This is a genomic window from Pseudomonas sp. 9_2_1 (genome assembly GCF_059295275.1).
In genome coordinates this window covers 3,265,536-3,280,743 of record NZ_CM181239.1, presented here as the reverse complement: position 1 = coordinate 3,280,743, position 15,208 = coordinate 3,265,536, and the positions used below count along the sequence as shown (strand labels likewise).

10 protein-coding genes and 3 pseudogenes are annotated in these 15,208 nt (G+C 52.0%); all 13 read left to right on the top strand.

Annotated features, from left to right (window positions below; translation table 11 throughout):
- Window positions 1-448: 448 nt before the first annotated feature.
- Window positions 449-2,620: pseudogene (locus AC5O5I_RS14735) on the top strand (RHS repeat-associated core domain-containing protein); the annotation flags it as partial.
- A 388-nt stretch (window positions 2,621-3,008) separates the two neighbouring features.
- The gene (locus AC5O5I_RS14730; protein WP_494511030.1) at window positions 3,009-3,323 is read left to right on the top strand and encodes a DUF7716 domain-containing protein; all 315 of its coding nucleotides are present in this window, start codon (window positions 3,009-3,011) and stop codon (window positions 3,321-3,323) included.
- A gap of 234 nt (window positions 3,324-3,557) precedes the next feature.
- The gene (locus tag AC5O5I_RS14725; RefSeq protein ID WP_494511029.1) at window positions 3,558-4,124 is read left to right on the top strand and encodes a hypothetical protein; all 567 of its coding nucleotides are present in this window, start codon (window positions 3,558-3,560) and stop codon (window positions 4,122-4,124) included.
- A 165-nt stretch (window positions 4,125-4,289) separates the two neighbouring features.
- A pseudogene (locus AC5O5I_RS14720) lies at window positions 4,290-7,553 on the top strand (RHS repeat-associated core domain-containing protein); the annotation flags it as partial.
- Window positions 7,550-7,924 (top strand): immunity protein PIM1 family protein, encoded by a 375-nt coding sequence (locus AC5O5I_RS14715; RefSeq protein ID WP_494511028.1) that lies wholly within the window; start codon window positions 7,550-7,552, stop codon window positions 7,922-7,924. The pseudogene AC5O5I_RS14720 and the gene AC5O5I_RS14715, both read left to right, overlap by 4 nt.
- 293 nt (window positions 7,925-8,217) lie before the next feature.
- Window positions 8,218-8,605 (top strand): annotated as a pseudogene (locus tag AC5O5I_RS14710) (hypothetical protein); the annotation flags it as partial.
- Between the two features lie 158 nt (window positions 8,606-8,763).
- The gene (locus AC5O5I_RS14705) at window positions 8,764-9,237 is read left to right on the top strand and encodes an Imm26 family immunity protein (RefSeq protein WP_494511027.1); all 474 of its coding nucleotides are present in this window, start codon (window positions 8,764-8,766) and stop codon (window positions 9,235-9,237) included.
- Window positions 9,238-9,606: 369 nt separating this feature from the next.
- Window positions 9,607-10,407: a hypothetical protein gene (locus tag AC5O5I_RS14700; RefSeq protein WP_494511026.1), complete on the top strand. Its 801-nt coding sequence runs from the start codon at window positions 9,607-9,609 to the stop codon at window positions 10,405-10,407.
- Between the two features lie 633 nt (window positions 10,408-11,040).
- Window positions 11,041-11,583, top strand: a complete 543-nt coding sequence (locus tag AC5O5I_RS14695) for a hypothetical protein (RefSeq protein WP_494511025.1) — start codon at window positions 11,041-11,043, stop codon at window positions 11,581-11,583.
- 422 nt (window positions 11,584-12,005) lie between these two features.
- Window positions 12,006-12,542, top strand: coding sequence for a DUF8309 domain-containing protein (locus AC5O5I_RS14690; RefSeq protein WP_494511024.1), 537 nt, complete (start codon window positions 12,006-12,008; stop codon window positions 12,540-12,542).
- 350 nt (window positions 12,543-12,892) lie between these two features.
- Complete coding sequence (locus tag AC5O5I_RS14685; protein ID WP_172286771.1) at window positions 12,893-13,486, top strand: hypothetical protein; 594 nt, start codon at window positions 12,893-12,895, stop codon at window positions 13,484-13,486.
- A gap of 95 nt (window positions 13,487-13,581) precedes the next feature.
- The gene (locus AC5O5I_RS14680; protein WP_494512796.1) at window positions 13,582-13,728 is read left to right on the top strand and encodes a hypothetical protein; all 147 of its coding nucleotides are present in this window, start codon (window positions 13,582-13,584) and stop codon (window positions 13,726-13,728) included.
- A 223-nt stretch (window positions 13,729-13,951) separates the two neighbouring features.
- The gene (locus AC5O5I_RS14675) at window positions 13,952-15,127 is read left to right on the top strand and encodes a M20 aminoacylase family protein (RefSeq protein WP_494511023.1); all 1,176 of its coding nucleotides are present in this window, start codon (window positions 13,952-13,954) and stop codon (window positions 15,125-15,127) included.
- The last annotated feature ends 81 nt before the right edge of the window (window positions 15,128-15,208 follow it).

The following is a 15,208-nucleotide window of genomic DNA, read 5'->3' as shown; positions in this document are numbered from 1 at the left end:
TTTGGGGTCGAGATGCGATTTCTAGCATGGTCAGTATAATTGGCTTTGTTTCTGAAGGGCAAAGCCATTATTTTACCCGCGCTGCTTTGTGGGTGGAACGGGATTGGCACGTTCTTTATGCTACACTATAGAAGTGGATGGTTGGTACTTAGTAATTAGGGTGAGTGATAAGTTTTGAGTGGGAAGTGTTTGATTTCATGGAGGTGTTCACCCCAAAAAGCGATGTTATTGTCATGGATTTATCGGAAGTGAGATAGGTTGGGTCTAAAGTTAAAGCTGCAGATTTGATGTCTGTTTGTGTTGCGCCATAACTGCTGGTCTTGGGTTTTGTTCTTTAATAATGTAGATGCGGCGGTGGCTGCCAACGTTGTATTAATAACTTCCGATGTGCCGTTTATTAAGTGGGATGGCTGTTCTGATTTCGAAATACCACTGCATTCGGTAATGCCTGCTCGAAGAAACCGACCCGCTGGGCCGCAAGATCCAGTACGAATACCACCACCTGACCACGCTGGTGACCCAGATCACCTACCCGGATGGCAGCACCTGGTAAGCGCGTTACGACGACAAGGGCAACCTGCTCGCCGAAATCGATGCCCTCGGCCAGATGACCGAATACCTCAACAGCGATGACGGCCTGCCGCACACCATCATCGATGCCACCTACAAGGCCAAGTACCTGTGGTGGAACACCCGGGCGCAGGTCGAGCGCTACCAGGATTGCTCGGGCAAGAGCACGTGGTACCGCTACGACGAGCGTCAGCACCTGGTAGCGGTGACCGATGCGCTGAACCAGACCACGACCCTGGAGCGCAAGCCCGACGGTGAAGTGCTGCGCATCCACCACCCGGACGGCACGGCGGAAACCTTCACCTACAACGTCTACGGCCAGGTACTCAGCCACACCGACGGCAAGGGCCAGACCACCCGCCTGCTGCGCACCGCCCGCGGCCTGCCCGGCAGCCGCCAGGATGCCAAGGGCCAGCGGGTGCGCTACGAATACGACAAGGCCATCCGCCTGACCGCACTGGTCAACGAGAACAACGCCACCTACAGCTTTGCCTACGACGTGTCGGACCGGCTGACGGAAGAGGTGCGGGTGGACAACCTGACCCGGCGCTTCAGCTACAACGTTGGCGGGCATCTGACGCGGCTGGAGGAGATTGGTTACGGCGAAAATGCCGAGCGGCCTCAGCGGCATACGCTGTTCGAGCGTGATGCTATTGGCCGCTTGCTCAGCAAGCTGAACAGCGACGCACAGCAGCTGTTCAGCTATGACGACGGTGACCGGTTGCTGAGCATCCAGCGACAGCCTAGCGGGATCGGCAAGCAGCTCGGGGTTACCGAAGAAAAGCTGGAATACACCTACGACCTGCTGGGCCGGCTGACGCAGGAAATCACACCCGATGGGGCGTTGGGCTACGAGTACGACCCGCTCAGCAACCTGACCACGCTGACGCTACCGGATGGGCGCAAGGTCAACCACCTGTATTACGGCAGCGGCCACCTGCACCAGCTGAACCTGGATGGCCAGGTGATCAGCGACATGGAGCGCGATGACCTGCACCGCGAGGTGTACCGGACCCAGGGCAAGCTCACCAGTTGCTTTGGCTATGACGCCATGGGGCGCAAGGCCTGGCAGTTTGCCTCGACCTTGCCCGCCGACAAGCTGTCGCAAGTGCACAACACCGGGGTGAATACCGCGCTGCTGGTGGAGCATGCCTTTAACCCGATTCATCGGCGGTATCAGTACGACCCGGCGGGTGAACTGGTGCGCACGCTCGACAAGCTGCGTGGCGAGATCCAGTACGAATACGAAGCCAACGGCCAGTTGCGTAGCCGTGATACCGGTTCGCTGGTGGGTAGCGAAGAGTTTCGTTATGACGCAGCGGCGAACCGGCTGGACTTCAATGCGCGGCAGTTCGACAAGGTCAAGGACAACCGGATCAAGCGGTGGCGGGACCAGGAGTATCGCTATGACCCTTGGGGCAACCTGATCGAAAAGCGCTCGGGGACCGGCAAGCTGCAGCACTTCAGCTATGACTGCGAGAACCGGCTGGTGCGGGCGGAGACGGTGGTCAATGGCACGCTGGAGAGCACCGGGCAGTATCGGTATGACAGCCTCGGGCGGCGGGTGGCCAAGCAGGCTGAGATCAATGGTCAAGTCGAGCAGAAGCGCTTCCTGTGGCAAGGGCTGAGGATGCTGCGCGAGGAGACGCCGGGGCAGAGCATTCTCTACCTCTATGAGCCGGGTAGCTATGCGCCGTTGGCCCGGGTTGATCAGGTCGAAGGGGAAGGGCAGAAGCTTTACTACTTCCATACGGATCAGATTGGTACGCCGTTGGAGATGACGGATAGCGATGGCAAGATCGTTTGGCAGGCGACCTATCGCTCGTGGGGGGCGCTAGAGCGGCTAGACACTAGTAACGTCGAACAAAGTCTGCGCTTCCAGGGTCAGTACTTCGATGATGAAACAGGTCTACACTACAATACATTTAGATATTACGACCCTGAAGCGGGCCGTTTTCTCACTCAAGATCCAATTGGATTGACAGGTGGGCTAAATTTATATTTCTATGCGCTTAATCCAGTGAATTGGATAGATCCACTGGGCTGGTCTGGTTTCGATGGTAGTGGTCGCCCGTTATCTAGCTCACAGTATAGCGTCTGGACGAGCGTGGAGATGCCGCAAGAAATTCATGGTTCGAGCAGAGGGGTCCATTTTAAATATGCTAATGAAGAGCTATACAAAAGGACTGTACAATACCCTGAGCTAAAAGCTGCTTTGCCTTCTGAAGTGGTAGAGCATATTCAGCCTGGTCCGAGAGGAGGATTCAGCGATAGGAGTCCGCCGAATCATTCTTGGCATCACAATGCTCAGTCCCCTAAAGATATTGAGCTTATCCCAAGGGCTCAGCATCAGGCGAAAGGGCCAGTGCAGACCAGTTTGCACCCGAATCAAAAGGGTGGATTTACGAAATTACAAAGTACGTCGTGTTGAGGTAATTATGAGAACTTATAGCATACGAGAAGTCTTAGAAAATCTGGATAAGATGCCAGACTCTTGGTTTTACCTTCCAAACTCAGGATGGACTTTAGATACAAAGGGAGCATTTTCGCTAGATAGTCGTGACTTCCCTGCGGATTCCACTGATTATCTTCCTCCTCAGGTGGCGAGTGAAGGGTGGATCGAAACGCTGGATACCCCTATGATACAAGATGTAATTGAATATACAGATCGACAATTGCCCTCAGCTACAGTTGAAGATTATTTTGAAGCCTTTAAGTATTATTTTGAAAACGATGCTTTTATGGAGTTTTAATTTAGGGGTGTTTTTAGTTGGTGTTGTGTGGGTATTGAGGTGCGGCTCTGGCGCACCTCTTATTAGGTTTTTGGCGATATGAAAGGTTCAGTATTGCAACATATGTGCATAACTGCTTATAGGTACTCGCTTTTTTCAGTGCCATCTGGGTGCGCGATTATAGGACTTTTCCATGTGTGCTGATAGGATAGACTAAGATCGAGTAATTGGCATGTTGCTGGGTAGAAGGTCTTGTTGGAGCAGCTTTTGATTAGAAATTTTATATTGTCTATTTCAGAAGGTTATCCCGAGAGCTATTGGCTTAAGGTAAAAATTTTGACGGGTGAGGATTCTGGTATTTTTAAAGAAGGTTTGATAGTGGGTAGGAGCGTAAAAGTTTGCTTTGAAGGCTCAAAAAGAGTTAGTGCTTCGAAGTTATTGAGCTATGATTTTTTCTTTAGTGATGGACCTAATTTAATCTCGCCGCGTCTCCATGAGTTAATGAGTCGGGAAGGGGTTTCTGGCGTTCAGTTTGTGGATGCCGATTTAGTCCTGGGTGGAGTTTCTCATGCCGGCTACAAGGTTTTTAACATTATAGGTAAGTCGCCTGCTCTTAATTTAAAGGAATCCATTAGCGAGCCTTTGCTTAGCTATATGCCAGATGGCCCAAGGTGGTTTAGTAAGATCGTTTTAGATGGCGAGGCTGAGCTTTCTAGTGACATTGTAAGGGCCGAGGAGGAAACTACTACGATTGTAGTGACTGCTCGCGTGAAATCTATTTTCGAAAGTAACTCAATTCGTGGTCTTCAATTTACGGATTAGAGATCTCTGAGACGAACTCATTTGAGGTCTTTTTGGGTAGGGCTTTGTGAGGTAAGGCTTATCCTGTGAGGCTTGGATGGATATGATCTTTAATAACTAACTGTTGAGTTGGCTCACTAAAGATGCTAGTAGAGCCAATAGTTTTCTCCAGCACATAATCGGGGGCGTATCTACAAGCCCCACGAGCAGGTGTACCTGGTATGCACCGAGGGTGGCCACTACCTCCTGCAAACCCTCGACAACCTGTTCTTCTACTTCGGCGAAGTGCCGGACACCAACACCGAAGTGCCGCTGCAACGCATCGAGAACGCCCTCGGCCACTTCCTGCATTTCACCCGCACCCCCGACGGCACCCTGACCGACATCAGCGCCACCGGCGGCACCCGCGTGCACCTTCACTACGACAACCCGCTGGGCCGCCTGACTGATATCAAGCGCGTGGTCAACAACCAGGCGGTCGAAACGCTCACCCAGTACCGCTACGACGAACACGGCCAGCTGACCGCGGTAATCAACCGCAACGGCGACACCGTGCGCAGTTTCAGCTACGCCGAAGGCCTGATGGTGACCCACAGCAACGCCCTGGGGCTGGGCTGTCACTACCGCTGGGAAACGCTGGGCGATAAACCACGGGTGGTCGAGCACTGGACCAGCGACGGCGAACACTTCCACTTCCGCTACGACCTGGACGCCCGCACCAGCTGGGCCACCGACGTGCTCGGCCGCGAGCTGGAAGTGCAGTACAACGCCGACCACCGCGTGGTCGCCAGCCGTGACTACGGCGGCGAGCGGTACGCCATCGCGCTGGACGAGCAGGGCAACATGGTCGGCCTGAGCTTGCCAGACGGCAACCGCCTGGCCTTCAAGTACGACGAGTACGCCCGCCTGCTGGAAGAAACCGACCCGCTGGGCCGCAAGATCCAGTACGAATACCACCACCTGACCACGCTGGTGACCCAGGTCACCTACCCGGATGGCAGCACTTGGCAAGCGCGTTACGACGACAAGGGCAACCTGCTCGCCGAAATCGATGCCCTCGGCCAGATGACCGAATACCTCAACAGCGATGACGGCCTGCCGCACACCATCATCGATGCCACCTACAAGTCCAAGTACCTGTGGTGGAACACCCGGGCGCAGGTCGAGCGCTACCAGGATTGCTCGGGCAAGAGCACGTGGTACCGCTACGACGAGCGTCAGCACCTGGTGGCGGTGACCGACGCGCTGAACCAGACCACGACCCTGGAGCGCAAGCCCGACGGTGAAGTGCTGCGCATCCACCACCCGGACGGCACGGCGGAAACCTTCACCTACAACGTCTACGGCCAGGTACTCAGCCACACCGACGGTAAGGGCCAGACCACCCGCCTGCTGCGCACCGCCAGCGGCCTGCCCGGCAGCCGCCAGGATGCCAAGGGCCAGCGGGTGCGCTACGAATACGACAAGGCCATCCGCCTGACCGCGCTGGTCAACGAGAACAACGCCACCTACAGCTTTGCCTACGACGTGTCGGACCGGCTGACGGAAGAGGTGCGGGTGGACAACCTGACCCGGCGCTTCAGCTACAACGTCGGCGGGCATCTGACGCGGCTGGAGGAGATTGGTTACGGCGAAAATGCCGAGAGGCCGCAGCGGCATACGCTGTTCGAGCGTGATGCCATTGGCCGGCTGCTCAGCAAGCTGAACAGCGATGCACAGCAGCTGTTCAGCTATGACGACGCTGACCGGTTGCTGAGCATCCAGCGACAGCCCAGTGGCATCGGCAAGCAACTTGGAGTGACCGAAGAAAAGCTGGAGTACGCCTACGACCTGCTGGGCCGGCTGACCCAGGAAATCACTCCAGATGGGACGCTCAGCTACGAATACGACCCGCTCAGCAACCTGACCACGCTGACCCTGCCGGATGGGCGCAAGGTCAACCACCTGTATTACGGCAGCGGTCACCTGCACCAGCTGAACCTGGATGGCCAGGTGATCAGCGACATGGAGCGCGATGACCTGCACCGCGAGGTGTACCGGACCCAGGGCAAGCTCACCAGTTGCTTTGGCTATGACGCCATGGGTCGCAAGGCCTGGCAGTTTGCCTCGACCTTGCCCGCCGACAAGCTGTCGCAAGTGCACAACACCGGGGTGAATACCGCGCTGCTGGTGGAACATGCCTATAACCCGATTCATCGGCGGTATCAGTACGACCCGGCGGGTGAACTGGTGCGCACGCTCGACAAGCTGCGTGGCGAGATCAAGTACGAATACGAAGCCAACGGCCAGTTGCGTAGCCGAGATACCGGCTCGCTGGTGGGTAGCGAAGAGTTTCGTTATGACGCAGCGGCGAACCGGCTGGACTTCAATGCGCGGCAGTTCGACAAGGTCAAGGACAACCGGATCAAGCGGTGGCGGGACCAGGAGTATCGCTATGACCCTTGGGGCAACCTGATCGAAAAGCGCTCGGGGACCGGCAAGCTGCAGCACTTCAGCTATGACTGCGAGAACCGGCTGGTGCGGGCGGAGACGGTGGTCAATGGCACGCTGGAGAGCACCGGGCAGTATCGGTATGACAGCCTCGGGCGGCGGGTGGCCAAGCAGGCTGAGATCAATGGTCAAGTCGAGCAGAAGCGCTTCCTGTGGCAAGGGCTGAGGATGCTGCGCGAGGAGACGCCGGGGCAGAGCATTCTCTACCTCTATGAGCCGGGTAGCTATGCGCCGTTGGCCCGGGTTGATCAGGTCGAAGGGGAAGGGCAGAAGCTTTACTACTTCCATACGGATCAGATTGGTACGCCGTTGGAGTTGACGGATAGCGATGGTCAGATCGTTTGGCAGGCGACCTATCGCTCGTGGGGGACTGTAGAGCAGCTAGCCGTTAGTGAGGTCGAACAAAACCTAAGATTCCAAGGCCAATACTTTGATGCTGAAACAGGGCTGCACTACAATACCTTCCGTTATTACGATCCTGAACTTGGACGCTTTTTTACTCAGGACCCAATAGGTCTGGATGGAGGATTCAATCTTTATCGTTATGTGTCCAGCCCCTTCACAGCAATTGACCCTTGGGGTTGGTGCGAGAAGAAAGGGATGGGGGTGAGTAAATCTGGTCATCATGTGCCGTCGGTGCGAAAGTCAAAAGGTAGACCCTTCGCGGTGTCTAGATCTGATAAAACGCGGCCAACGCTGTTTCCAAAAGGTGACAACCCAGAGCACGAGCATTGGCTTCTGCATGAGGCAGAGAGAGGACCAATTGGACCGCGGCAAGGTGACTTTAAAGGTACGGATGATCAACTTTTTGCGGCGTATCGTGAGGCTTACAAGGATCTGGATCATATCAAGGTTGATGTGGTCTCCCCCAATGGAACTCATGTTCTGGGTGAGAGTGTAACGCCACGCGCAGCTGTGGATTTGATAGAGAATTGGCTAAAAGAGAGTGGGTTAAGATGAAAATTGATTCTTTGAGTGGTTTAAATAGTAGAATTCAACAGGATGGCTTTTTTGAGTCTGTCGTAGGCGGTGTAAATGATTGGGATGAAGCGTTAGATAAGCGCGACGAGGAAAGCTTCGACTCCGCATGGTCCGAAGCGTTTGAGAAGTTAAAAGTTATTGCATACCCGTCGGCGGACGACGAAAAGGTTGTGCGTGACATTCGTGAGTCAGTGTTTAAAAAAATATATGCATTAACTCACAGCTCAGATGTTGCGGGATATATTTCGGATGATATGGGATTGGTGGCTGATTCCATATCTAAATCATACCATATTGAGTGGGTTGAAAAATTGTTTTGGCTTTATTGCGCGGGAAAATTCCCTAATTGATATGCTAATTGAGAAAATAATTGCTGTTTGTTCATAAAGATGAGGTGAGGTATTGTTGGCGTAGTTTGCTTTAGTGCGTTTCGCCTCGCAATTCATTGCCTCTCTTTGTATTGGGGTAGAAGCGGTTTTAAATAGAGCTGAACTCAAGTGTTCAGTGTTTTGTATGCTGCTGTCTGGCTGTTGCTCCGTTTTGTTATGTGTTCTATAATAATTTCAATTTTTCAAATCATGTCGATTTCGCTGCGGGAGTTAATCGGGCGAAGTTACGGATCCCGACAGGCTAAATGAGCTTGGTTATCAATCCGCAGAGTATAGAAATTACGACCTATGACCGACATAAGACGGGCGATACCATCTCCCTTTACCGCTATGCAGAACTCGGTCGGCTGACCGCGGTGGCCCACAGCAACGGCTCGGGTCTGGCTGCCTTTATCGCTTGAAACCTAAGACGATAAACCACGGGTGGTCGAGCACTGGACCAGCGACGGCGAACACTTCCACTTCCGCTACGACCTGGACGCCCGCACCAGCTGGGCCACCGACGTGCTCGGCCGCGAGCTGGAAGTGCAGTACAACGCCGATCACCGCGTGTTCGCCAGCGGTGACTACGGCGGCGAGCTTTCCGCCATCGCGCTGGACGAAAACGGCAACATGGTCGGCCTGAGCTTGCGAGACGGCAATACGAACAAAAACTGACGTTGTAGGTGAGGAGATTTCACGCAGGAATTGTGGTAATAAAACAATTCGTATAATGCGCAAACACTACAAGATCACCTGCGCGCCAAGCGAATTTTGAAAGCAATTTCAATAAAAACAATTGCATTTAAAAGGGTTTGTGAATGCTTTCTATCAAGATTCATGACTGGGGCAAAAATGTTAGAACAGCCTTAAAAAAAATCAGGGTCGGAGATATTTTTTGCTTTGCATTGGGCGAGAAAAAATATGGTATTGGGCGCATCATGACACAGAATAGTCTTGGTCATGTAGCAGAAATATTTGATCAAATACTTAGTTCGCCCGTAGTAAATTCAATTTCTTTTGCTCGACTGGGTGATCCTGTTATTCTCGATTCATATTCGCTTTTTGATCGTAAGGCAGAAGGTGATTGGAGGGTGGTTGCTCACCAAGAAGATTATCAATCTCCAGTTGATGATTCTGTAAGGTTTGTATACGGCGTCGCGGACAATGTAAGGCTTGTTGATATTTTTGATAACGAGACCCCTTGCTCGGGGAAGGGACATGTTTATCCTCTGTATTCGCCTATGGGGGATGAGGAAGTGAGGGAGCACTTCAAGCTGTTAGCGGGATTGTAGACCAAAATAGTAAGTGACGCTCTTTAATAACATGTAGGTTCTACGACAATCGGCTGGGCCGCTTGACCGATATCAAGCGCGTGATCAACAGCCAAGCGGTGCCCTATAACATGGATTGACCTCGTCGGTCGCGCCGCATGCCCTATGCGGGAAGTGAACGGGGCGGAGATATCTGGCAAAGGGCAAAGGATGGGGCGCGAGGTTATGATCAACTCTCTGAGGCCATGGTTGACGGAGCGGAACCAAACTACGATGGGCAATCAGCGGAGTTCCGTTGGGAAAATATTATTGTGTTGAAGCATCCGCATAGTGCCTCTAAATTAAACAGCGCTTTAGATAACTTATTTGACAACATATAGGTAAGTTGATATGGGTTCGGCCAATGCGATGGCGGTTTACGGTGTTGAAAAAATCACTCCGGCACGCGCGTATGAAATAGGAATGCTTTTTTTTCAAACCATAGAATTTCCTGTTACGGCCTCAGGGTACTATAGGTATCGAAGCGACAAGTCGGAAGAAGATGTTGAGTTTGTTGAGGCTTCTTTGGTTGATCTAAAAGCCAGGATTGAGTCAAAAAACGCAACATCTTTCAGGCTTTACTGCGAAAGCAGGAATGGCATTCTTTGGGATGCATCTTTTGGATACTCGACTAACGAATTTGGAGGATTTTATCACATTGATGCGCAGTGCCTGCCTCCGAATTTTGGTGAGCAGCAGTTCGTGGACTTTATTGAAAGCATTTATCCGTCGGACTCGTTAGACTATGCAATATTCTACACTGTGGGTGATGTTGCTGAGGGGCTTTATTACGCAGAAGGTGAAAATCTGGTCAATATTTACAGTTATGAAAATCCTGTTTTATTTAACAGGGAGACCGGTGGTAGGTACAAAGGGGCAGAGCGATATAAGAAGCATGCTCTGAGAATGGTCTATCCTATCAACGTCATCAATCATGGGCACCTAGAATTACCAGTGGCGTCAATCAGTTTGCGAGAGTGGATCCTAAGTGATAGTCGGTACGGCGTTCTGAAGCCGATATCAGATAGTAGATGGATCTGGAAGGTTGAGTCTAAGGATCTGGAAGAAGTTAATAACACGCTTGGTGTAGAAGGTGTTTTGATTTCATGGAAACATGCACGATCTTCAAAAAAAGCTAAGTTATTACCATGAATTATAAGTGCTGAGATGAGTCGGGTTTAAAGAAAGGTGTGGAGAGTTAATGCATGCTTATATTGTCGACTAATTACTGCGTTTGATGACTTGGCTCTTTAAAATTTTAGCTGCAGAAGTGGCGGCCAACGTTGTCTCAGTCATTTCCGACTTGCTCTTCATTAAGTGCAATGGCTGCTCTTATCTTGCAATACCATTACATCCGGTCATGTCAGCCAAAAGCCGCCTCGGCCGCGAGACCCAGTAGAGTATTTTAGCCTACGACGTGTCTGATCGACTGAGCGAAGAGATGCGGATGCAGAACCTGACCCGGCTCTTCAGCTACAATGTCGGCGTCCACCTCCTTCGACACGCGCTCGCAGGTACACAACACCGGCATCAATACTTCGCTGCTGTAGGTTAACTCCCTGCGCGCATTTCTTTGGCGCATCATGCTGGCGTACACACGAGTGCTTATAAGCAGAAATTATATGATCGCCAGCATCATAAATAGAATGGTTGTTTATGAGGTAAATAAAATCTAATCGGAGCTTTCACATGGGGTTTTCTTGAAAAGTGGAGGAGTGAAATTTGTATAGCCTAAAGGATCTCGAGAAAAAATTTTCCGAAATCGATTCAAAAAGAGACTATTACATGGGTGCGTACTTGTCGGAGGCCCAATCTAGGTCGCGCGACACGATAATTAGCAAAGGTCCGCTTTACAATTCTCGGCCGTATGAATCGGAGCGGGCTGGCTTTAAGCGAGGTAAGCGGCTAAAAAAAATCCCTGCCAGTATAAAAAATACTCATGTTTATCATCTTGATGAATGTGCCAGAATTTTATTTGTCGAAATCTATGGTCAGTCTGAAAATATAATAAACAAGGAGTTTTACAGGTACAGCGACGAATGCGTTGAGCGCACTTACTTCATTAGCACTGGAAAGCTGAGAAACGTATCCGTTTCGTTGCTTGAGGGCGATACAGTTCTGAGAGACCTGAATTGGGGGGATTATGGGTGCAGTGATTCTAGCTACATTTATGATGGCCATTTGCTAGATAAAGTTATTGTGCAGCAAAAAGAACATTTAGCGTCTTGTTTTAATAATTTTGAGACGCGCTTTGAGTACGGTGATGAAGGGTTATTGCGTATTATAAATGTTTTCTCAAATGGGTACGAAGAGAAGCGCTTTCCTTAATTTGTATTGACTCTCCATATTTGATATTGCAGGGTGCATGTTTTGTTTGTGAAGGTTGGATGTAGAGGCTGTTGTGCTTATGTTATGAAAGGTGATTAAGGTAATGCTCAAAATTAAATTTTTCCTTTTTGGTCGCTCGTTATATTCCTTTCTCTCGTCACTTCAAACAGTCCGCAGGAGATCCTTTCGGAAGGCGTTGAGTATTGGCTAGCCGAGCAAACGGGGTTAGGGAATTTCGCTCAAGATGAGTTGTATTACCGCTATTCATGCACGGCGCATTTTGATGTGGCGCCTGAACCATTTAAACAAAATATTGTGGGTTCGAATAACCCACATAAAGTTCGCTATCTCGCGGCAGCCGATGAGTATAGAGCTCCGAGTGGTAATGCTAAAGCTAGCGGGACAGTTAAAGGAATCACAACATGCTGAAATCTTTAAGGTGGCAAGAAGGCCTGGTTTTAAGTATCAATGTAGAAGCGGGTGTGCATACTATCGCTCAGATGAGAAATAATCACCTTTTGGAGGTTTTTAATGTCTTCAGGGAAGATGACAACTGGAAAGATATCGATTTGAATAGCGTTGATTTGTTGTTCACTATTTTTGTATCAATAAAAAACATGAAACAAATTTTCTCATGTGTAGTCTCAAGTGATTCTGTGGTGCCGAATGCGCGTCCTGCGGAGAAGCTCATGCTTTCAGCAATATTTGGCAGCCCTGGAGATACCGGTGCGAAACTTATAGAGTTATCGGAGAATTATTCGAATATCGGTGCGCGTATGATTAAGGATTTTCTATCTCCAGATGTCGACTTGGCGTTAATTCATCGCTATGAGCTTTGTGGGATGGTGGGTGATTCCGGAAAAATTATTTTGCGAATCAAAAACTATCGAGAAACTGGTGTTAACTGGGATCCATCAAAAGAGTTTTTGTTTCCCGGTATACGGCGGCCAACAAGTTAGAGTTCTGAAATGAACCGGGTCTACGATGACGTTAAAATATTTTGGAATCAGCTGAAGGCTGGCTTACAGGCCACGCTCCATAAACCAATACCGGAAGATGCTTATTTGAGCGGTTATCATGTCAATAAAGTTATCAAAGTCTGAGTCGGCGGTTGATGTAAATGGTGTTGCAGTACCTCAAGGGCAGATATCCACTGGTTTAACCGATGCATTCAAACAGTTTTTCTATGACACATAATTGTGGCGTGCCTGAAGATCAATTAAATGCGTATCGTTGGCTTATTGAGGCATTTGATGCTTTTGTGTCTGGTCTAAAACATGAATCCGACATTTTCTCTTAGGAGGTAGTTGTGGTTCCTGATAAATTTAAATTTTTGCTCGAAAGCTTACAGTCTAAACTTGAAATGAATCCTCCTGAAGTTGTGGGTGCGCAGCGGGGCCAAGGTGAGGATGTGAAGTGGTCGAAGGGTCCTGGTTTTTCAATAGTGCCTTTTGGATTAGAGTTGGCAGGGGTCACTCCGTATCCTATTCTGGACAATGAGCCGAAAAGCAAAAGGAATTGCTTTAAGTTTTATTGTTCTGGGGTAGGAGGCTTTTATAGGTCAGATATATACGGTGTGAGCTCGACAATAATAGAGGCTGAAATATATCAGAACGAAGGTCAATTTAGGTCGTCAGTTCGATTTGATGATAGTGGAGATGCAGTTCGCGCTTCTGGTGTGATCTTTGAAAGCGGCGTCCCTTATATCTCGTGTCGCTTGGAAGATGATGGTGAATTCTGGTGTTATGAGTATAGGTATGAAGGTCGGCGGGTGTCTTCAATGATTGCATATGCCCCTAATAGCATGGCTGGTACGGAGATATTCGTCGAGCGAGTTGGTGACCATTTGGTTGGCCTGTATTTTTTTAATGATCATTCGAAATTTTATATTTACAGGGTTTAGCTGATGGGGCGTGAAGTTCGCGGCATCGTGGTGGCATGTATTGCATATGCGTCAGACTTCAGCCCTGCCTAGCCTCTATGCGAGGTTTTTTGTGATTGGTCTTTACCCCCGACGGCACACTGACCCACATCAAGTGCGTGGTCGACAGCCAGGTCGTCGAAACGCTCACCCAGTACCGCTACGATGAACATGGCCAGCTGCCCGCGGTAATCAACCGCAACGGCGACACCTTCGCAGCATAGAGAACGTCCTCGGCCACTTCCTGCATTTCACCCGCACGCCTGACTGCACTACCAACCGCCTTGCCCGCCGGTCGCCCTCTTTCGGTTCCACCGTGTGAAACCAGTTTCGGTTGTACTCCAACACGCCTCGCGCTTATCTGTCTCCCAGCACGACCTGCCTCACCCGTCGTGACCTCAAGCGAACAACAAGAACGGGAAACCACCCGCGCAAGGAGACTCCAACATGTCCCGACATCAGCACATCCTGGCCTGGCTGAACGACGTGGCCAGCGACCTTCACGCTATCCGCCACGATATCCACGCTCACCCGGAACTGGGCTTTGAAGAAAACCGCACCTCGGCGCTGGTCGCCCAATTGCTCGAGGCGTGGGGCTACGAGGTGCACACCGGCATCGGCAAGACCGGCGTGGTCGGCGTGCTGCGCAATGGCAGCAGCCCACGCCGCCTGGGCCTGCGCGCCGACATGGACGCGCTGCCTATTCACGAAGCCACCGGCGCGGCCTACAGCAGCCAGCACCAGGGGTGCATGCACGCCTGCGGCCACGATGGGCACACCACCATGCTGCTGGGGGCGGCGCGCTACCTGGCGGCGACCCGGCAGTTCGATGGCACCCTGACGCTGATCTTCCAGCCGGCAGAAGAGGGGCAGGGCGGTGCCGAGGCGATGCTCGCCGATGGCCTGCTGCAGCGCTTCCCCTGCGATGCGCTGTTCGGCATGCACAACATGCCAGGCTTGCCAGCCGGGCACCTGGGCTTTCGCGAGGGGCCGATGATGGCTTCGCAGGACTTGCTAACGGTCACCCTCGAAGGGGTCGGCGGGCACGGCTCGATGCCGCACCTGACCGTGGACCCGCTGGTGGCCGCCGCCAGTGTGGTGATGGCGCTGCAAACGGTGGTGGCGCGCAATATCGATGCGCAGGAAGCGGCGGTGGTCACCGTCGGCGCCTTGCAGGCTGGCGAAGCGGCCAACGTGATCCCGCAACAGGCGGTGCTGCGCCTGAGCCTGCGTGCGCTCGATGCCCAGGTACGGGCGCTGACCCTGGAGCGGGTGCGGGCGATCATCGTCAGCCAGGCCGAAAGCTTTGGCTGCCGCGCCACCCTTGAACACCGCCCGGCCTACCCGGTGCTGGTCAACCATGCCGCAGAAAACGCCTTCGCCACCCAGGTAGGGGTGGAGTTGCTGGGCGCCGACGCAGTGGACGGCAACACCCGCAAGCTGATGGGCAGCGAGGACTTTGCCTGGATGCTGCAACGCTGCCCCGGCGCCTACCTGTTCATTGGCAACGGCGTGGCGCGGCCGATGGTGCACAACCCCGCCTACGACTTCAACGACGACATTCTGCTGACCGGCGCCGCCTACTGGGGCGCGCTGGCAGAGCGCTGGCTCGCGCCCGCCTGACCTGCCTTTTTCACGACTGCCGCTGGAACCCGGGCGCGACCGCGTCTGGGCGATCACCCAATCATCCTGTGGAGTGTTCCT